We start from the raw sequence: 19720 nt of genomic DNA, 5'->3' as shown, positions 1-19720 counted from the left end.
GGTTAATAAAGTGATAGTCAATAACGTGGCTTCTCCATTCGGAAATACATTAATGATTGGAACCGGACCCGCAAGTATTCATATGGCTGTAGATTTGTCGAGAGGATGGTGCAACCAGATAGGATTGCTCAATCGTAAAAGCGAGAGGTCAGAAAAGTTGAAATTGGAGTTGGCCAGTAGTGGTAACGTCATCTCGACAAAAGTTGAAGTCCAATCACTAGAGTTTGGATCAGGTTCAGCGGTAATATCGCAGTTCTACGAAGGTTTCGACTATGTAGATAATCGTTGGGATACCGTTGTCATCTGCACACCGTGCAATAGTTATGCTAGTGTCGTTCGATCAATAGATTTTGCATATTTAACAAAGCTTACAACGATTATTTTGTTATCCCCTGGACTCGGATCGAATTTGCTTGTTGAACATTTGTTAGGCGAAAATAATGATCGGATAGAAGTTATTAGTTTTTCAACTTATTATGGGGCTTCCATTTTTCCTCTTTCACCGCAATCGGAAACTTTTATAAATGTGTTAGTCAAAGGATTAAAAAGAAAAGTATTTATCGGGAGTAACAAAGTAGGACGATTTATGCCCCAACATGTTAACCATTTTATCGTGTCTCACGGGATAAATGCTGAACAAGTCGAAGATCCCATTGAAGCTGAGTGTCGCAGCATTACAACTTATGTACATCCACCATTTTTTATAAATCATTTTTCGTTAGGTGAAATTTTTAGTCCAAAACGTTCTACCAAATTTATGTATAAGCTCTATCCGGAAGGACCTATTACGCAGCACGTAATTGCTACGATGATCGCTTTATGGAAGGAAATATCGCAGTTACTTAGTCTCATGGGTGCAAGACCAATAAATCTATTACAGTTTTTGAATGATGATAATTATCCTGTACATGAACAAACGTTATCACGTCCTGATATCGAAGGATTTGTAGATGAAGATCCAATAAAACAAAACTATTTGTTGTATATCCGTTATACATCTATTTTAATTGATCCGTTCTCCGAGCCAGATGAAGATGGTAAGTACTTAGATTTCTCGGCTTTTCCTTATCGAACAATAAAAGCGGATACAGAGGGGAAGTGGATTATACCGAGAGTACCTTATGAAGATTACAAGAAGTTGAAAATAATGTACGGATTAGGTCAACGACTAGGGCTTTCTATGACGCAATCTGAACAATTCATTCATTTGTTTGAAGAGAAGATACATCGTTTTGTTTATGAGGATGGTTACGATTTATCTGATCCATCTATTACGAATGATAATTCTTTAGAGGACGTAGCTATTATTTGGGAACAATTTTGTTTAAAGTCATCGAGAATATAGCTTACAGATACTCCTATTAAAGAAAATGGCTGCCCCATTGGGACAGCCACTTCTTTATGTTACTCAGCTACAAAAGGTTTATCTTGTGAAACAGCAATTTGGTAAGGGTAAAGGTTCGTGCCGTCACCAATTGCATAGTTCAGAATACGTTTATTTACTGGTGAGATTACTGAACGATAGAGTGTAGGGAATACTGGTACGTTATCTACCATGTATTGTTGCCATTCTTTGTAGATGTCTTGGCGGTATTTCACATCGAATGCTTCCTTCGAAACACCTGCTTTTAGAAGGCGATCAAGTTCTGGATCTGCATAACGCGGGAAGTTGTACATTGCATCAGGACCATACAAGCCTGCTGGATCAACATCGATACCTACGCTCCAAGCCCCTTGGTATACATCTACTTTAGTGTCATCGTTTCCTTCTGAACCTACACGATCGTAGAACGTATTGAATTCAAGCATTTCTAAATTAACTTTAAGTCCGATTGCTTCCCATGATTGTACATAATATTGAGCGAGAGGTTCCGCAATATCGCTGCCTGTCATAGAAATGAAAGTAATTTCTAGTGGAGTTCCGTCTGGGTTAGTACGGAATTTACCGTCAAGCTTATAGCCAGCATCGTCTAACAATTTGTTTGCAGCAGCTGGATCATAAGTAATACCAGGATTTGTTGCATCATGGTATTCTGGGTGGGATGGAGGGATAAGTGTTGTCGCGTTCCATCTTAGTCCATGGTAGAATCTTTTTCCTACTTGATCATTATCAACCGCATGCCACATTGCTTTTCTTAGGTTAACGTCACGCATCTTAGCTTTTTCGTTTGGCACTACTTTACTTGCTTCTTTATCCCATGTACCTAGTTTAAAGCCGATATAAGTATATGCACGGTCAATAGCACCGAGGTACTCTACATTGGACAAATTAGCGTTTTCTTTAAATTGATCAGTCGGGAAGGAGCTGACAAGATCTACATCGCCACTTTTAATCGATTGTATAATTATAGATGGGTTAATAACTTTTAGAATAACTTTGTCGAGAGCAGGTTCTCCACGCCAGTAATCAGCATTTTTGGAATAAACAACTGACTCACCAGGAACGATACTATCTACTTTAAATGGTCCAAATCCGATTGGTTTTTGACGAACTTCTGGAGAAGCAGAAATTTTGGCTACTGGAATTTTTTCAAAAATATGCTTTGCAAGTGGGTACGGCCAAACGCCACCTGTTAAAAGTGAAGGACTGGAATTTATATAAGTAATACTAATCTGTTTATCATTAATTACTTTAATACCCGAGATTGTTTTTGCTTTTCCTTCACGATATTCGACCATACCTTCAACGTTTGTAAAGTTAGAGTCATAACGTGGTCCATTATAGTCTTTGTGTCCAATAACTTCATGTGCAAATTGCAAGTCAGTCGCTGTTACTGGCTTTCCATCATGCCAGTTTACGTTGTCACGGATTGTAAACGTAAATGTACGTCCATCCTCCGACACTTCGTATGTAGCAGCTCCGTCATTTGTGTAGACATAGCTTTTGTCCCAAGTAAGTAATGACTCATCGAACCAGTTTAATACTTGAGAATCAGGGTCACCGCCATAGAAGTTCCAGTTTAACGTACCTTCAAACGGTGTATCAGATACAAGTCCGAATGTGATGGAGCCACCTTTAATAGCTTCACCGGAATTCGTTTTGATATTGCTAAAATCTTTTATTGAGAATAGGCCGTCATCTGCTGGTTCAGCAGGCTTTGCAGATTCTGTTGCAGTTGCAGATGCCGATGGTGAAGGATCCACTTTTGTATTGCCGTCTTCCTTAGAACAAGCGGAAAGTACAACAAGTAGAGATAACATAAACGTAAAGATTAGTGCAGTTTTCATCTTCTTCATTAAATAGTTCCTCCTTTTTATTTAACCTTTTCTTTGTCTTGCGTCAGCTGCACGTTTTAATGCTTGGCCGACGTTATTTATACTCAACATCAATACCAATATAAGGATTGATGCAGGTAACCAGATCCACCATCTAAATTCTAATGTTTGTGGGTTTCTTGCATAACTGACTAGCGTGCCAAGACTTGGTGTATTCTCTGGAAATCCGAAACCAAGGAAGGAGAGACCGGACTCAAGACCGATGTTGGCTGCTAAGTTTAATGTTAATGTTACGATAATGATGGAGCTTAAATTTGGAAGCACCTGTTTGAACATAATTTGAAATGATGATGAACCAACTGTTTTTGATGCTTGGACATATTCGAGTTCTTTTTCCTGTAATGCCTTTGATCGAATTAATCGTGCAATACCCATCCAAAGAAAAGCGGACATAATAAGTGTAAAAGACATAATGTTATATTTTGGTACAGCAGTTACAAAAGCAATTACGATCATAAGCATGGGCAATATCAAGAAAAAGTCGATAATACGCATTACAAAATTATCAACCCTACCACCAAAGAAACCAGATATGAGTCCAATTAACACGCCAACAACGCCAGTAATTGCAGTTACCATTAGAGCAATACTGAGAGAGTTTCGTGTACCAATAATTAATTGACCGAATACATCACGGCCGCCGTAATCAGTACCTAACCAGAACTCAGAGGAGGGGGACTTATATAGCGAAAATAGATCAACTTTTACAATTTCTTTCTGGTCTAGAAATAATGCAGTTCCATATACAAATAATAAAATAATGGCAAGAAATATAAGTGAAACTAAAGCTAACTTATCGCGAACAATTTCTCGCCATAGAATCTGCAGGGCTGAAGGACTGCGGTCTACAGCTTGAGCATTAATGTCAGTCATGTCTTTCACCTCCACTTATCGAGTTGTTATTTAATCCGAATACGCGGATCAATGGCTGAGAGGATGATGTCGGAAATAAGGGAACCGATGATGGCTGCAATTCCATACAATAGTACCAAAGCAGTTACGACACTAAAATCTCTTATCATGATAGAGCTAAGAAATAATTGACCCATTCCTGGATAACTGAAGATTTGCTCAACAAAGATAGAGCCGCCGATAAGTCCCGTTATTTCATATCCAAAAAACGCAGCGATTGGCAGCAAAGCATTCCGTAAAACATGACGATTGTAAATTCTTGATTCAGAAGCACCTTTTGCTCTTGCTGTATGAATAAAATCCTTTTGTTTCGTATCAATAATTTCATTACGAAGATATTGAACGGTACCTACTGTCGTTATAAGTGCCATAGAAAGAGCAGGAAGCAACAAATGATAAAACTTGCTTGCCATATATTGCAGGGTTCCAGGTTCATATCCAGGTGTGACACTTCCCCCTGTTGGAAACCAACCAAAGTAAAAGCCAAATATCCATACCATAAGAAGTGCAAAAATAAACAATGGAGCAGCAAAACCAAAATATGTGTAACCAGTAATCAATCGATCACCCAATGAATCGTTATAGCGTCCACTTAATATACCGAGTGGTATTGCGATTAGATAAGTGAAAATAAGCGTTACGAGCGCAAGCCAAACCGTATTGCCAATACGCTCACCGATTAAGTCTGAAACTGGCATTTTAAACTTAAAGGATTCTCCAAAATTACCTTGTACAGCACGTGATATCCAATCCCAATATTGCACATGCCAAGGGTTGTTAAGTCCAAGTTTTTCTCGCATGTCTGCTACCGCTTTTGGATCGATATTCGGATCAACTAAACCTGTAAGTGCATCACCTGGCATCGACTTAGCTAACAAGAAGACGAGTATGCTCAGTAGAAAAACTTGAGGAATCATAATGAGAATTCTTCTAGTAATCGTTATCCACATTGCTCTCAACCTCCCTCTGGTAATGCTGCTTTATGTGTGGTACTGATGGATCTCAGTGGGAAGGCAAGTCCTTCTTCATCAAATTGAGACTTGTATAAAGAATCATATTCTTTCTTAGCAGCTGCACGTAACTCAGATTGACGAGCTCTTTGCAATGGATCGATATCTGGAATAGCTGTTATTAAACGTTTCGTATATATGTGCTGTGGATTATTAAAGATGTCAGAAGTTGTACCTTGTTCAACATATCTCCCTTTATACATAATTCCAATGTGATCACACATATGCCTAATTATACCAAGATCGTGACTTATAATAAGATAGGTGAGTTTCAATTCCTGTTGGAGTTCACGCAGGAAATTGAGAACTTGAGCCTGTACAGACAGATCTAGTGCTGAAACGGGTTCATCAGCGATAATAAGTTTAGGCTTCAAGGCGATCGCTCTTGCGATACCTATACGTTGCCGTTGTCCGCCAGAAAACTCATGTGGATATTTATAGATTGTCTCCGAACTTAACCCTACTTGCTCAAGTAGCTCGCGAACTCTCCGCTTCTCTTCTATAGGCGATAATCGCTCGAAGTTGCGTAAAGGCTCCGCAATAATATCCAAAATCCGCTTTCTTGGATTTAAAGACGAATATGGATCCTGAAAGATCATCTGAATATCTCTACGAACGTCCACAAAGTCTTTCCGATTTTTTTGCGCTAAATCCTGATTGCCGAACATCACTTTACCCGATGTGATATTATTCAGTCCGATAATGGCACGACCTGATGTTGTTTTCCCTGACCCCGATTCACCTACGAGTCCATAGGTTTGACCTTGTTCTATGGAGAAGCTTATTCCGTCAACTGCTTTTATTGAACCTTTTTTAGTTCCGAACAATCCTCCACGTATGTCAAAATGAACCTTTAAATCCTCGACGCTAAGTAATGTCATTTTTGTGATCCTCCTCGGTCGTTGCCTGGGAAATGAAATTGCTTGTAGCAGGTACATCGTACCCAATGACCTGGAGCAACTTCATGTAGAATCGGATCACTCTCATGTGCAGATTCATTTATCCATGGAATTCGTGAACGGAAGCGGCAACCTTCACGTGGCAAATGTTTTAGGGAAGGAACCATACCTTGAATAACATGTAGCTTCGATTTAACTTCGTTGGCACTCGGGATGGAATGGAGCAATGATCTTGTGTAAGGATGAAGCGCTTTTGTAAATAGCGTATTTACATCAGCAATTTCAACAATTTCGCCTGCGTACATGACAGCTACTCGATCAGCCATTTCAGCAACGACACCAAGATCATGCGTAATTAAAATAACGCCTGCCTTGCTGTCATTTTTCAGTTTCTTAATCAAGTCAAGAATTTGCAATTGAATAGTTACATCTAGAGCAGTCGTTGGCTCATCAGCTATTAAAAGCTTTGGATCATTTGCCATTGCAATTGCGATAATAACGCGTTGCCTCATTCCGCCGGACAGTTCATGCGGGTATTGATTACATACGATTTGAGGCTTTGGAATGCCAACTTTTTCAAGAAGTTCTATTACCCTATTAGTGCGATTACTTTTTGAAAATTCTGAATTATGAAGCAAGATAGCTTCCTCAATTTGTGTACCTATCTGCATAAGAGGGTTCAGGGCTGACAGCGGATCTTGAAAGATCATGCCCATGTCTTTACCACGCATCTTGTTATATTTAACAGTAGATAAGCCAACTAAGTTTTCGCCATTAAAGTGTATATCGCCATTTAGCTTTGCTCTGGTATGAAGTCCCATGATTGAAAAAGCCAGTGCACTCTTACCTGAACCAGATTCACCTACAACTGCAAGAATCTCATTCGATTGAAGGGATATAGAAACATTATCCACAGCAGCGTAATAGTGGTCATCAATCCGAAAGGACGTGGACAATCGCTCGATTTTTAACAACTCTTTTTGCAAAAAGTTTCCCCCTTTGTCGAGTGGTTTACTTGGTAAGAGATTAAAGTGAAAACAGTGTAGAACGATAGGTGAGAGAGAGAGTTTTCTAAAATTATTAGTGATGTGATGATTTGAATGTTGTGATTTACATTGAGTTGAGTCTATGGAGATGTGAGTAGTTCATGTTGGAGGCATTTAGAAATATTGCGATAAGTATAATTACATGAGATGTAATGAATAATAACACGAATTATTTATTAAATGTTATTTTTTTAGAAATTAATTACTTGATGTTGCCGTCTTAGAGGGAAAGCGATGAGGATCAAGTAAACTAAAGTCACTACATGTAGTATTAAAAAAAGTAGCCAATAAACTTCCGTATATAAAATCATCCTTTCTTAACGCTATATGAAACGTCTACATGTTACCGCTTTCAACACCTAGATAAAAAATAGTTTAAAATAAAAATTACTAACCTTCACAGAAAAATTATCATAGATACAGCATTATGTCAACGAAAATAGCTTTAATAGAGTGAATCTTTTGCATTCTTTACCACTTTAAAGCGGTTTAGAATTAACACTACACTGTGAGTTGGAATAATTAATTAGATAACTTGTTTAAATACTAAATGTATACTCCTTTATATGTAAAATTTATTTATGTTATAATAGTTTCTATTACTAGAATCTCGTTTTGTTTTTTGGATAAGTTAACATGATGCTAACATGAAACTGGTGATAAAATAGAGGAGTGTTATTATTATTAACAAAAAAGATCGTTCAATGACTAGTTTTGTTTGCGGAATTAGTAGTTTTTATTGGTTATTCCAGCTTATTTAAATTCGGAATTTACGTTCATTAATACAATTATATTGGCCTTATTGGGACTTATCTTCGGACTGCGTTCTTTAAAAATATCCAAAAATCGGGGTATTGCTATTGCTGGTATTGTACTTTCTATCCTCGCATTGGTACTTGCAACGTTTATATTCGTTTTCATTGCAATGATCTTAAACATGCAGAATAGTTAACAACAGAACAGGGTACAAATTATAATTGTTACTTCATAATGATGAATGGAAATGTCGCTTAAATCATAGCGGCTTTTTGTATTGAATATCCAAGAAAAATGATATATATCTACCATACAATTACTGTAGCGAGTATACAATTCCTTTCTGCTGACTTAGCCGTAAATAATATGAATTTAATGATGGATAAGATAAAATTGGAAAAAATGGTTGTGTACTATTTAAGTTCCAGACGGTGTGATAACGTTTTAATTAGAAATGAAAGCGTTATCATAAATTGGAGGGATAAACATGAAAACGATGAACACAAAGTGGAAAGCAACCTTGATTTGTACGTTATTGGCTCTCAGTTTAACAGCTTGTGGTGGGGAAAAGTCGGGGACAACGACAACCGGACAACTGGAAAGCTCTCCAGTCGCACAACAGACAGAAGCGCCAAAATCATCTTACCCTGAAAAAGCTATAACAATTACAGCGCCATCTGGCGTTGGTGGTGGACTTGATCTTACAGCTAGGGCATTGTCTAAAGCTTATGGTGATACAAAGCTTGTCTCTCAACAAATAATGGTAGAAAATAAACCTGGGGGCGGTCAAGCAGTTGGACTTGCGTATTATGTTACTCAAGATAAAAAGAACGCATATAATTTGTTCCTTCCTTCTGCACCACTCATTATTAACAATTTGAAAAAAGAAGGGAATAGCCCGTATTCGTTCCGGGATTTAACGCCTCTTGCTCAATTAACAACAGATTACGGTGCAATTGTAGTAAAAGCTGATTCTAAGTACAATGATCTAAAAACGTTATTTGCTGATTTGAAAGCAGATCCAAAAAGTCTAATGATCGCTGGTGGATCAGCTCCAGGATCGCAAGATCATCTTATCGCAATGCTTCCTGCACTGAAAGCAGGAGTAGACGCAAAAACAGTTAACTTTATTTCCTACGACGGTGGCGGGGAAGCGATAACGGCATTGCTCGGTGGCCATGTCGAGATTTTATCGACTGACATTTCAGGAGTGACGGAATATTTAAAAGCTGGGAAAGTTAAAGTGTTAGGTATTTCAGCACCTGCGAGACTTACAGGACAATTTGCCGATATCCCGACGTATAAGGAACAAGGTATCGATGCAGAGTTTACTATCTGGCGTGGTCTCTTTGGTAGTAAGGAAATGCCTGCAGATGCTGTTGCTTATTGGGAAACTCAGCTAAAAGCTCTATCTGAAACGGAAGAGTGGAAAAAACAGTTAGAAGCGAATGGATGGGAAAATGGATATAAAAATGCAGCCGACTTCCAAAAGTTCCTTGAAGAGCAAGAAAAGGTTATCCAAGAAGTATTAGTTTCTCTCGGCATGCAAAAATAACGATTGAAGACTTACGAGGAGTGGAAATTAAGATGAATAATGATGAACTTGTTAAGGATGCAGTTCGGCAACAATTTGGTAAAAATGCTGAAAAGTATGTTGCAAGTGAATCACATGCTAAAGGCGACGATTTGACTCTAATGTTAGAATGGCTGCAGCCCCAAAAGAATTGGAAGGTTCTTGATATTGCCACTGGTGGTGGTCATGTAACAAAGCAATTATCACCTTATGTCTCATTAGTATGTGCAACTGATCTTACAGTAGATATGTTAAGCACCGCACAAAAACATCTAACGCCTAGCTGTGAAAATGTGATGTATGTTGTTGCGGATGCTGAAAATCTTCCATTTCTAGCGAACACCTTCGATTTGGTAACGTGCCGAATTGCTGCACATCATTTTCCCAACCCGCAACTATTTGTGAAGGAAGCTTCAAGAGTGTTAAAACCCGGTGGAAAGTTGTTGCTCATCGACAATATTGTGCCTGAAGACGAGCGGACAGCAACTTTTGTGAACCAAATCGAAAAGCTGCGTGATACAAGTCATGTATGCTGTTATTCTATTAATCAATGGCTTAACTTTGCACATGAGGCAGGGATAGCTTCTCAGCAATCTCGTATTCGCAAAAAGACGTTTGACTTCCCATCTTGGGTTAGACGCACAGCAGATACAGATGAGCAGGTAGAATCCGTTTGTTCGCATTTACTGGGTGCTGATGAAGACTTGCAACAGTATTGTGGGCTCGTTACGGAAGGCGACAACATCTTGTCAATTCAGATTGATGAATGGATGACGCTTTTTGAAAAAGAGTGATTAAAAAAGAGAAAGGTCTATCTCCTGCCATATTGCTGGCGTTAGAAGCTAGACCTTTCTCTATTAACTTTTGTTAGACCATCTATACTTACGTTCTGGTCGTCCTACTACCCCGTAGTTTATATCGATAATAACTTCCTCAATTGATACCATGTATTCCAAATATCTTCTCACTGTGGAGTAACTCATTCCTGCAATTTCGGACAATTCTTCCACGCCGACCGCTACTTGAATGGACATGATTTTCTCACGAACGAGCTTTAACGTTAACTTGTCTATCCCTTTAGGCAGATAGTTCTCTTTCGATGGATTGTTAGCTATTGGTGTCATTGGGCCGACAGGTCGGAACAACTGATCAACCACATGCTGATCTACAATTTGCTGATCACTCAGCTGAGTACGTATATTTTTGTATCTTTCGAGCGTACTAGTAAATTTATCTATCATAATCGGTTTAATCATGTAGCTGAAGGCACCGCCTCTAATAGCTTCACTTACGGTTTCGGAGTCATTAGCTGCAGTAATTAAGATGACATCGATTTGCAATTGTGACTGACGAATTTTCCATAATAGTTCAATTCCCCGCATATCAGGCAAAAAAACGTCGAGAAGCAGCAAATCTGGCGTGAACACTTCTAGTAGTTCCAAAGCTTGATTCCCATCGCTAGCCGATGCGACAATTTTGAACCCGTCTATTTTATTCGTAAATTGCTCATAAATTTTGACCGCGATGTTATCGTCTTCTACAATCATAACTTTAATATAATTGTCCGTTAATGCTACTGCCATCATCATCACCCCGTCTGAGTTGTACATGAATTAGATTATTTACTTTTTCGGTACAACGATCGTAAATCTTGCTCCGCCAAGTGAGCTTTTGTCGATGAATAGTTGTCCGTTTAATTCTTGTAAAGCATGTTTGGCAATAGTTAAGCCAATTCCATGGTTTTCTCCAGACTTTGTTGTATAACCATCCACAAATATAAGTTTTTCTTGCTCCTTCGTAACACCTCGGCCGTTGTCTTCGATATCGAACACAATATCATTGCCGAGATCAGTAAAAGAGACTTTTACAATAGGGTTGTGCTCGTTCTTTTCACGTGCAGATTCCATACCATTATCAATGATATTGGCAACGATAGTGACGAGTGCTTTCGAGTCTGCATCTGGTGGAAGATAGGTTAAGTGGCTATCAGCATCTATTTCCAAATTAACTTTTAATTCTTTTGAACGATTGATCTTACCTAGTAAACAAGCTGCAATTAGCGGTACTTTTACGGAAGTCATTAGGAAGGCTATAATATTTTGCCGTTCTTTGACTTCTTCAGAAATGATTTCGATCGCTTTATCGTAGTGTTTCAAGCTGATTAGCCCGTAAATGATATTTAGTTTGTTTAAATATTCATGATTTTGGGCGCGCATATTTTCAGAAAATGTTTTGATTTCGGAAAACTCGTTTGTTAGTTGCTCAATTTCCGATTCAGGTCGAAAAGTAATTACAGCACCTTTAACGACGTCATTTTGCAAAATAGGCTCCACTTGCATAGCGAACACTTGTGAATCAAGAAAAATTCTGCCATTGCTGTGCCCTTGACCCGTATTCGTCACTGTTCGGATAATTTCACGAAGATGATGATGGCTAAGCCTATGACCGACTAGTATATCCCTGTGCAGCAGTTCGCGCGCTCGACGATTCATCGTAACAACCTTTTCTTCCATATCAACAGCTACGATCGCATCGCGGATCGACTCTAACGTAGCTTCTCTTTCTTTATACAAAAAAGATATTTCACTCGGCTCAAGTCCTAACGTTAAATTTTTGACCCGGAGAGCAATAAGATAAGCTAATACAAATCCTAATAGAAACAGTACAAGAGTGAGCATAATAACTTTTTTTTGATATTGAGCGATCTTTTCATCAACTTCATCTAGGAGAAAGCCAACAGAAGAAACACCGATAATATCACCATGATGATCACGAATCGGAGTTTTTGCTTTTAAAGCTGGACCAGATATGCCGCTTCCTTCGTAAACAACAGACATTTCGTCCAAAAAAACGGGCTCGTTAGTCGTTCCCATTACTTTGCCGATCTGCTCGGGGTCGTAGTGAGAGTATCTAATGTTGTCTTTGTTGCCGATAACGACATAACTAGCGCCTGTTTCTAACCTCATCCTTTCTGCGATCGGTTGGATCTCTGCGGAAGGGTCGGGTAGAGCAAATGCATCTATAATTTGTTTGTCCATCGCAGCGAGCTTAGCTACAGTCATCGCTTGTTGTCCGATATTTTTCTTTAAAATGTCGTTAAGCATAAAAGAAAACAACATCCCAGCTAATGCCATTCCAATGAACACTACTGCACAAATTAAAATGACTAATTGTGTTAGAAAACGAACATTGAACATTTTTGCTTGTAATCTCATATACGGTCCACCTATGTAAGTTTGAAAGCGCTTTATATTAATCCTGAATTTAACTATAAACAATTAGTAGAGATTGAGCAACTAAATGATATCTAGTTATTTAAGATAAAGATGGGTCGATCAGTTGTGTGAGCAATAGACCATTTAAGGAAACTTATGGTAAAATAGTGTTGAAAATAACAACTGATTAAATAAATCAGAGATAGGTGGGATTGGAATTGATAGTACGTGAATATTCAACTAATGATTTAGACGAAATGGTACATATTTGGCTTGAGGCTTCCAAGCAGGCACATCAATTTATCGCTGAAGATTATTGGGTTTCCAACCAAAAGGCAATGAAAGAGGTCTATTTCCCAATGTCCCAGTCATTTGTTTTAGTAGAAGATGATAGTCTTATTGGCTTTATTTCATTAGTTGATAATTATTTAGCAGCATTGTTTGTAGATCCCGCTAAGCAGGGCAAAGGGTATGGTAAGGTGCTTTTGGATTACACGAAAGAACAGAAAGAGAGCTTGAAACTAAAAGTGTATCAGGAAAACAAAAGTGCGATTGGATTTTATATTAAAAATAAATTTACTATTGCAGAAGAGTCTGTTGATGAAAACACATCAGCAAAGGGGTATGTAATGGTTTGGAGAAAAGGGTGAGCAAGATGATCGCAACTCACAAAAATAATGTTGACCGATTTTCTAGGTCTGTGGTAGTATTGCCAATAACCAAGTAAGCGCATAGGTTAAATATAAATTAAATAACAAAAGTTAAATTGACCGGACTGCCGGAGATGTAGCTTCTACTCAGTATTGATTAGAAACCTGCATCTCCTTTTTGTGTTTATTTAGTGCTATAGGTAAGGAGTGAACCTAAATACGATGACGAATAGCAGACTCCCGTTAGATCGGATTGTAGCCGAAAGTGGAGAGAAGACATGAAAAAAACGTTCATATGGTTTGACCTAGGTTATACACTTGTGTATTTGCCAAGAGAACAAGTGTATCGACAATTTCTAGAGGAAAACGGGATTAATATGTCTTTGGAAAAGTTGGAGCGGGCATATCACGCAACAGATAAACAGTTTATGCGAGAATATCCAGGCGCGCTTGGCAAAGAAGTAACGACGTTTATGCCTTGGTATATCGGAGTGTTAAATTACAAGTTAGGTTTACAGTTCGACCTAAATAAGCAAAGTCAACGCATGCAGGAAATACAGCATGTACGTAAGCAAAAGTGGCTACCCTTTCCTTATTCGAAAAAAGTGCTGGAACAATTAAAGAAACACGCAATCGGAATAGGTCTAATAAGTAACTGGGATGCTTCGGCTAGAAAAGTACTGGAGGAAGGCGAGTTGCTTCCTTATTTTGATCATATTGTTATCTCGTCAGAGATTGGTGTGGAGAAACCTACGGAAGAAATATTTTTACGGGCGATGCGGTTAGCAGGTCTTTCACCAGAAGAGTGTTTGTATGTCGGGGACAATTATTATGATGATGTGGTTGGGAGCGCTAGAGTAGGCATGGACTCCGTATTAATTAACCGATTTGGAACGTATGGCATTGAAGAATTGACGTGTGAGCACATTGTAACTTCTATAGAAGAAGTACCGCTACTATTACTTGTTAAATGAGGAGAATAATGATGAAGATCAGTCGAAAACGAAAGTTTTGGTTCAAGATAGGGGCTATCGTGTTTGCTATTGCTCTTTTGTCGGCGTGCGCTAAGACAGAGCCGAAAGTAAATAAGGAGGAAGTGACGGCAACTCAGCAAGCTGCGGAAACTCCAGTTAAAGGAGGGAATATCGTCGTTATCGTCCCTCAAGATATTGATTTTTTGGACCCTCACTTAGCAGTTGCCGCAGGAACATCGGAAATGTTGTTTAACGTGTTTGAAGGATTACTTAAACCAAATAGTAAAGGTGAAGTATATCCTGCTATTGCGGAGTCATATGAAATTTCAGCAGACGGACTTGATTATACGTTCAAACTTCGTGAAGGAGTAAAGTTCCATAATGGAGCACCGTTAACTTCCGAAGATGTGAAATATTCGTATGATCGATTAGCAGGCAAAGATACAGGCAAGCCGCTTTCACCAGCATTTGCAGCTGTTGATTCGATAGAAGCTAAAGATGCGAAGACGATTGTCATTCATTTGACGGCTAACAACTCATCGTTTCTTACTTCACTTACAACGGCGATTATCCCTAAAGGATATGAGGACAGCAACAAAACACCAATCGGTACAGGGCCATTTAAGTTTGTTGAATATTTGCCCGGTCAGAAGCTTGTACTTGCTAAATTTCAAGATTATTACGTAAAAGATACCCCTAAACTCGATCAAGTGGAATTCCGAATTATTACGGATGCGGAAGCAGCACTTCTTGCACTTAAAGCTGGGGAAGCAGATATTTATCCGAGAATCGGGACGGAGAAGCTGGAGCAATTAGATCCAGATTATCAAAGTGTAAGTGCACCGCAAAATCTTGTTCAACTTCTAACGTTTAATATTGCAAGAGAACCGTTCGACGATATATTAGTTCGCCAAGCGATCAATTATGCAGTAGATAAGGATGAAATTATTGAGGCTGTCGCCTTTGGCAAAGGAACGAAGTTAGGTTCAAACTTAAGTCCTATCTTCAAACAATATTATCAAGAAGGTTTGGAAAATACGTATAGCTTTAATGTGGAAAAGGCAAAAAGCTTGCTAGCTGAAGCGGGGTTTAAAGATGGTTTTTCTACAACATTATCGGTTCCTTCCAACTATCAATTCCATGTAGATACGGCACAAGTTATTGCACAGCAACTCGATAAAGTCGGCATTAAGGTAAAAATTGAGCCTGTCGAGTGGGCAGTATGGCTGGAGCGTATTTATAAAGGAAGAGATTATGATACAACCATAATCGGGTTAGATGGAAAGTTGAATCCGCACGATATATTAAGCAAATATTTGTCCGATGCCAAAAACAACTTTTTTAACTATAAAAATACGGAGTTCGACGCAACATTAAATAGTGCTTTAACAGAAAACGATCTCGCCAAACGAATCGAGCTGTACAAAAAAGCACAAACGATTTTAACAAATGATGCAGCAGCCCTTTACATTATGGACCCGAATCTAAATGTCGCTTTGAAGAAGAACATTGCGGGTTATACGCAATATCCGATTTATGTGCAGGATCTATCAACCGTATATTTAACGGAATAATGGGATAAATGCTGAGTGCTCGAAGGAGAAAAGGATATGATTGATAGCTATGTGTTGCGCCGACTTGGTACACTCCTTCTGACTGTTGTGTTCGTTATCTTGTTAACCTTTTTTGCCTTTCGTATCATTCCGGGAAACCCAGCACTTGCGATTTTGGGGACGGAAGCATCGGAAGAGCAAATTGAAGCTTTATTAGCGAAGTTAGGGGCTAATCAACCGCTGTATGAGCAGTTTTTTCATTGGCTACAAGACTTAGCAATCTTCGAGCTTGGTGAGTCGCTTCGTTACTCGCAGCCTGTGCTTGAACTTATTGCTGATCGTATACCAGTTACTGTTTCTTTAGCATTCATGTCATTTGGACTAACGATCGTTATCGCTATCCCTTTAGGTATTACCGCGGCAAGGGCGAGAGGGAAGTTCATTGATTTGGTCATTTCTATCGGAACACAGTTGGGGCTCGCTATTCCATCCTTCTGGTCAGGTATTATGTTAATTCTCGTGTTTGGTCTTGCTCTTAAGTGGTTTTCGATTAGCAACTTTGTGCCATGGTCGGAAGATCCTTGGTTGGCATTTAAATCGTTGCTGCTACCGTCCATTGCTATCGCGATTCCACAAGTGGCGATTATCGTTCGTTATTTACGGACGACTATGCTGGAGCAGTTAAATTTGGACTATGTGCGAACAGCATATAGTAAAGGATTGTCTGACTTCACTATTTACTTTAGACATGTGCTCAAAAATGCACTCATTCCTGTCATTACAGTGGCAGGCATGAACTTTGGTGAAATTGTTGCAGGCAGTTTGGTCATTGAACAAGTATTCACATTGCCTGGACTCGGAAGATTACTCATTACAGCGATTGGTAATCGCGATTATCCTTTAGTTCAAGGGATTGTGCTTATCGTTGCATTTGCTGTTGTGCTCATTAATTTTGTTGTAGATCTTTCTTATCGCTGGTTAGATCCGAAAATTCGACTGAAGTAGGGATGGGATAATAGTGAAGAAGAAAAAAGGAATAACGTTATGGATTGGAATCATCTTCGTTTCCTTTCTCTTTCTCATGATGCTGATCAGCTTTGTCTACATCCCCTACGATGTGAATGATATGAATATCGCTAATCGTTTGCAAGGTCCATCATTGTCAAACTGGCTTGGGACTGACAATTTTGGCCGTGATATATTGAGCCGAGTAATGGAAGGATCGAAGACTGCAATTGCGGTTGGAGCGGTTTCCGTTGGTATTGGATTAGTTGGTGGAGTTATCATTGGGGCGTTAGCAGGTTATATAGGGAAATGGGTCGATGAAGTGTTTATGCGTTTGATCGATGCACTTATGGCATTTCCCGGTATTATGCTTGCATTAATACTTGTAACCTTATTTAAACCTAGCTTGTTCCAGACGATGATAGCGATTGGTGTGTTATCGATTCCTACCTTTGCAAGGGTAAGTCGCAGCGGATTTCTTCAATTAAAGGAAGCTGAATTTGTGAAAGCAGCGCGGGGTATTGGTGCGGGGCACCTTACGATTGTACGGAGACATATTGTACCTAATATGATCTCATCGATAGTGGTGACGGCTTCGTTAAGCTTCTCGACCTCTATTCTTATAGAAGCTGCACTCAGTTACCTCGGTTTAGGTGTCCAGCCGCCTGATCCAAGTTGGGGCAGTATGCTAAATGAATCGCAAAGTTATATGAGCAAAGCACCTTGGTTTACACTTGCTCCGGGCATCATCATTACGATAACGGTTTTAGGATTCAATTTGCTTGGTGACGGTATTCGAGATTTAAGGGATAGCAGGACATAAGAGATTAAGAGGAGGAAACGATGAAGCCACTGCTCGATATTCGTAATTTGCATGTCGAAGTGAAATCTTCTAGGCCGCGACTGTCTGTGTTAGATGGAATATCTTTATCGATCTATCCGGGTGATGTAGTTGGAATTGTAGGTGAATCTGGTTGCGGGAAAAGTGCATTATCGCTTTCCGTATTAGGTTTGTTGCCAAGTGCTTTGAAAGTAAGTAGGGGAGAAGTAGAGTACAAATCACAGTTACTGGATCCTTCTTCTAAAGACGAGTTGCGGAAGATTAGAGGAAAAGAGATCGCAATGATTTTCCAAGATTCGATGACGTCGTTAAATCCGACTTTACCAATTGGGAAACAAATTATAGAAATGTTAACGTATCATCTTAAAATGTCTCGAAAACAGGCAAAAGAACATGCCGTGCAATTGCTACACAAGGTAGGTCTCCCTCACCCGGAAGCGTTGATGAAGGATTATCCACATCAACTATCTGGTGGTATGAGACAACGTGTCATGATTGCAATTGCGATATCATGCAATCCGGGATTATTAATTGCAGACGAACCGACTACTGCACTCGACGTTACCATTCAAGCTCAAATACTGGATGTTTTGAAGCAAATTCGGCAACAGTTCGGAACGACGATCATGCTTGTTTCTCATGACTTGGGAGTTATATCCGAAGTGTGCAATCGTGTGGCGGTTATGTATGCAGGACAAATAGTGGAAGAAGGAACGGTAGAAGAAATATTTGATCATCCCCAACATCCTTATACGTTAGCACTGCTTGATTCAATTCCGACTCCAGCGAAAAAGAATGAGCGGTTGTTCTCGATTGCGGGCACAGTTCCAGCACTACATGAGAGAGGAGCTGGCTGCAGATTTAGCTCAAGATGCGAACACGCAGCTAAGCAATGTTTTGTGCATTCACCTCCCCGTATTGAAATAAACAAGATGCATGCTGTCAGCTGTTTCTTGGCCGTAGAAGAAGGAGCACTCGCATATGCCGTTAACTGAGCCAATTGTGCAATTACAGCACTTGCAGAAGCACTATGTACGTAAAGGTATGTGGAGAAGGGATGAAGTGCTTCGTGCAGTTGATGGCGTATCTCTTTTTATAAAAAAAGGCGAGACGCTTGGATTAGTAGGGGAGAGTGGAAGCGGGAAATCGACGACAGGACAATTGGCTGCGGGACTAATCCCTACTTCTACAGGAACCATTTTGTTCAAGGGTAAGGATGTTACAAAGGTTAGTGGAACCGAAGCGAAAGCTATGCACAAACAAATTCAATATGTATTCCAAGATCCATACGCCTCATTAAATCCTAGACATCGAATAGCGGAATTGCTTGAAGAACCGCTGCGTATTCATCGGATCGGCAATAAAGCGGACAGGAAACGTATGGTTATGGAGATGCTTGAGCGAATCGGTCTAAATGAATCATATGAAAGAATGTACACGCATGAGCTTAGCGGTGGTCAACGGCAGAGGATTGGAATCGCACGATCACTTATGTTGAATCCTGAATTTTTAATATTAGACGAACCTGTTTCTGCACTTGATGTGTCTGTTCAATCTCAACTATTAAATGTACTAAAGGAGTTACAGCGGCATTATTCGCTCACCTATTTGTTTATTTCACATGATCTAAACGTTGTCCATTATATGAGTGATCGAGTCGCGGTTATGTACTTGGGCAAAATCGTAGAAATTGCTGAAGTGTCTGAAGTTTATGAAAAGCCGCTCCATCCGTATACCCAAGCTTTAGTGTCAGCCATTCCGAGTGAGAACAGGCATAGTCGGCGAGAAAAAATTATTTTGAAGGGGGATATTGGGAGTCCTCTTGCACTTTCGGGTGGATGTGCGTTCCAATCTCGTTGTATGTATGTGGAGGATCGTTGCAAGCGGGAAGTGCCGGAGCTTAAAGAAGCACGCAGAGGGCACTCTGTTAGTTGTCATTTGGTTTGATGAAGTTAAGCAGGCGATGAACCGTGAATAGAAATGGAATATATCAATCATGGATGAGTTGAG

At 39.5% G+C, this 19720-nt stretch carries 17 protein-coding genes; 10 read left to right on the top strand and 7 right to left on the bottom strand.

Annotation, left to right across the window (positions count from 1 at the left end):
• The first annotated feature begins 10 nt into the window (after positions 1-10).
• Positions 11-1345 (top strand): opine metallophore biosynthesis dehydrogenase, encoded by a 1335-nt coding sequence (locus I6N90_RS04090; protein WP_197934209.1) that lies wholly within the window; start codon positions 11-13, stop codon positions 1343-1345.
• 59 nt (positions 1346-1404) lie between these two features.
• Here I6N90_RS04090 and I6N90_RS04085 read toward each other — a convergent pair whose 3' ends face one another.
• From I6N90_RS04085 to I6N90_RS04065, 5 genes are read right to left on the bottom strand one after another with little or no spacing between them, the layout of a single operon-like run.
• A complete protein-coding gene (locus I6N90_RS04085; protein ID WP_197934208.1) occupies positions 1405-3237 on the bottom strand; it encodes an oligopeptide ABC transporter substrate-binding protein in 1833 nt (610 codons plus the stop codon).
• 21 nt (positions 3238-3258) lie between these two features.
• The gene (locus I6N90_RS04080) at positions 3259-4149 is read right to left on the bottom strand and encodes an ABC transporter permease (RefSeq protein ID WP_197934207.1); all 891 of its coding nucleotides are present in this window, start codon (positions 4147-4149) and stop codon (positions 3259-3261) included.
• A gap of 26 nt (positions 4150-4175) precedes the next feature.
• Positions 4176-5138, bottom strand: coding sequence for an oligopeptide ABC transporter permease (opp4B, locus tag I6N90_RS04075; protein ID WP_197934206.1), 963 nt, complete (start codon positions 5136-5138; stop codon positions 4176-4178).
• Between the two features lie 5 nt (positions 5139-5143).
• Positions 5144-6079, bottom strand: a complete 936-nt coding sequence (locus tag I6N90_RS04070; RefSeq protein WP_197934205.1) for an ABC transporter ATP-binding protein — start codon at positions 6077-6079, stop codon at positions 5144-5146.
• Positions 6076-7083 (bottom strand): ABC transporter ATP-binding protein, encoded by a 1008-nt coding sequence (locus tag I6N90_RS04065; RefSeq protein WP_197934204.1) that lies wholly within the window; start codon positions 7081-7083, stop codon positions 6076-6078. The genes I6N90_RS04070 and I6N90_RS04065 overlap by 4 nt, the downstream gene beginning before the upstream one ends.
• Positions 7084-8395: 1312 nt before the next feature.
• Here I6N90_RS04065 and I6N90_RS04060 point away from each other — a divergent pair.
• Together I6N90_RS04060 and I6N90_RS04055 are read left to right on the top strand one after the other, a co-directional pair.
• A complete protein-coding gene (locus I6N90_RS04060; protein WP_442950940.1) occupies positions 8396-9454 on the top strand; it encodes a Bug family tripartite tricarboxylate transporter substrate binding protein in 1059 nt (352 codons plus the stop codon).
• A 32-nt stretch (positions 9455-9486) separates the two neighbouring features.
• Positions 9487-10266, top strand: coding sequence for a class I SAM-dependent methyltransferase (locus I6N90_RS04055; RefSeq protein ID WP_197934202.1), 780 nt, complete (start codon positions 9487-9489; stop codon positions 10264-10266).
• Positions 10267-10329: 63 nt separating this feature from the next.
• Here I6N90_RS04055 and I6N90_RS04050 read toward each other — a convergent pair whose 3' ends face one another.
• Positions 10330-11082, bottom strand: coding sequence for a response regulator (locus I6N90_RS04050; RefSeq protein ID WP_232242517.1), 753 nt, complete (start codon positions 11080-11082; stop codon positions 10330-10332).
• A gap of 12 nt (positions 11083-11094) precedes the next feature.
• Positions 11095-12687 (bottom strand): ATP-binding protein, encoded by a 1593-nt coding sequence (locus I6N90_RS04045; protein ID WP_197934200.1) that lies wholly within the window; start codon positions 12685-12687, stop codon positions 11095-11097.
• A 218-nt stretch (positions 12688-12905) separates the two neighbouring features.
• Between I6N90_RS04045 and I6N90_RS04040 the strand changes: the two genes are divergently transcribed.
• The 7 genes from I6N90_RS04040 to I6N90_RS04010 all read left to right on the top strand — a co-directional run bounded on the left by I6N90_RS04040 (position 12906) and on the right by I6N90_RS04010 (position 19657).
• Positions 12906-13337: an N-acetyltransferase gene (locus I6N90_RS04040; RefSeq protein WP_197934199.1), complete on the top strand. Its 432-nt coding sequence runs from the start codon at positions 12906-12908 to the stop codon at positions 13335-13337.
• A gap of 278 nt (positions 13338-13615) precedes the next feature.
• Positions 13616-14311, top strand: a complete 696-nt coding sequence (locus tag I6N90_RS04035) for an HAD family hydrolase (RefSeq protein WP_197934198.1) — start codon at positions 13616-13618, stop codon at positions 14309-14311.
• An 8-nt stretch (positions 14312-14319) separates the two neighbouring features.
• Positions 14320-15885: an ABC transporter substrate-binding protein gene (locus I6N90_RS04030; RefSeq protein WP_232242516.1), complete on the top strand. Its 1566-nt coding sequence runs from the start codon at positions 14320-14322 to the stop codon at positions 15883-15885.
• A gap of 36 nt (positions 15886-15921) precedes the next feature.
• Positions 15922-16869, top strand: coding sequence for an ABC transporter permease (locus tag I6N90_RS04025; RefSeq protein WP_197934196.1), 948 nt, complete (start codon positions 15922-15924; stop codon positions 16867-16869).
• A 13-nt stretch (positions 16870-16882) separates the two neighbouring features.
• Positions 16883-17692: an ABC transporter permease gene (locus I6N90_RS04020; RefSeq protein WP_332262391.1), complete on the top strand. Its 810-nt coding sequence runs from the start codon at positions 16883-16885 to the stop codon at positions 17690-17692.
• Positions 17693-17712: 20 nt separating this feature from the next.
• A complete protein-coding gene (locus I6N90_RS04015; protein ID WP_197934195.1) occupies positions 17713-18705 on the top strand; it encodes an ABC transporter ATP-binding protein in 993 nt (330 codons plus the stop codon).
• The gene (locus I6N90_RS04010; protein ID WP_197934194.1) at positions 18692-19657 is read left to right on the top strand and encodes an ABC transporter ATP-binding protein; all 966 of its coding nucleotides are present in this window, start codon (positions 18692-18694) and stop codon (positions 19655-19657) included. Before I6N90_RS04015 ends, I6N90_RS04010 begins: the two co-directional genes overlap by 14 nt.
• Positions 19658-19720 lie beyond the last annotated feature (63 nt).

Origin of the sequence: Paenibacillus sp. GSMTC-2017 (assembly GCF_016019935.1) — a bacterium.
GTDB lineage: Bacteria > Bacillota > Bacilli > Paenibacillales > Paenibacillaceae > Pristimantibacillus.
The sequence above is the reverse complement of the archived record's forward strand: the minus strand, read 5'-3'. Positions and strand labels throughout refer to the sequence as shown.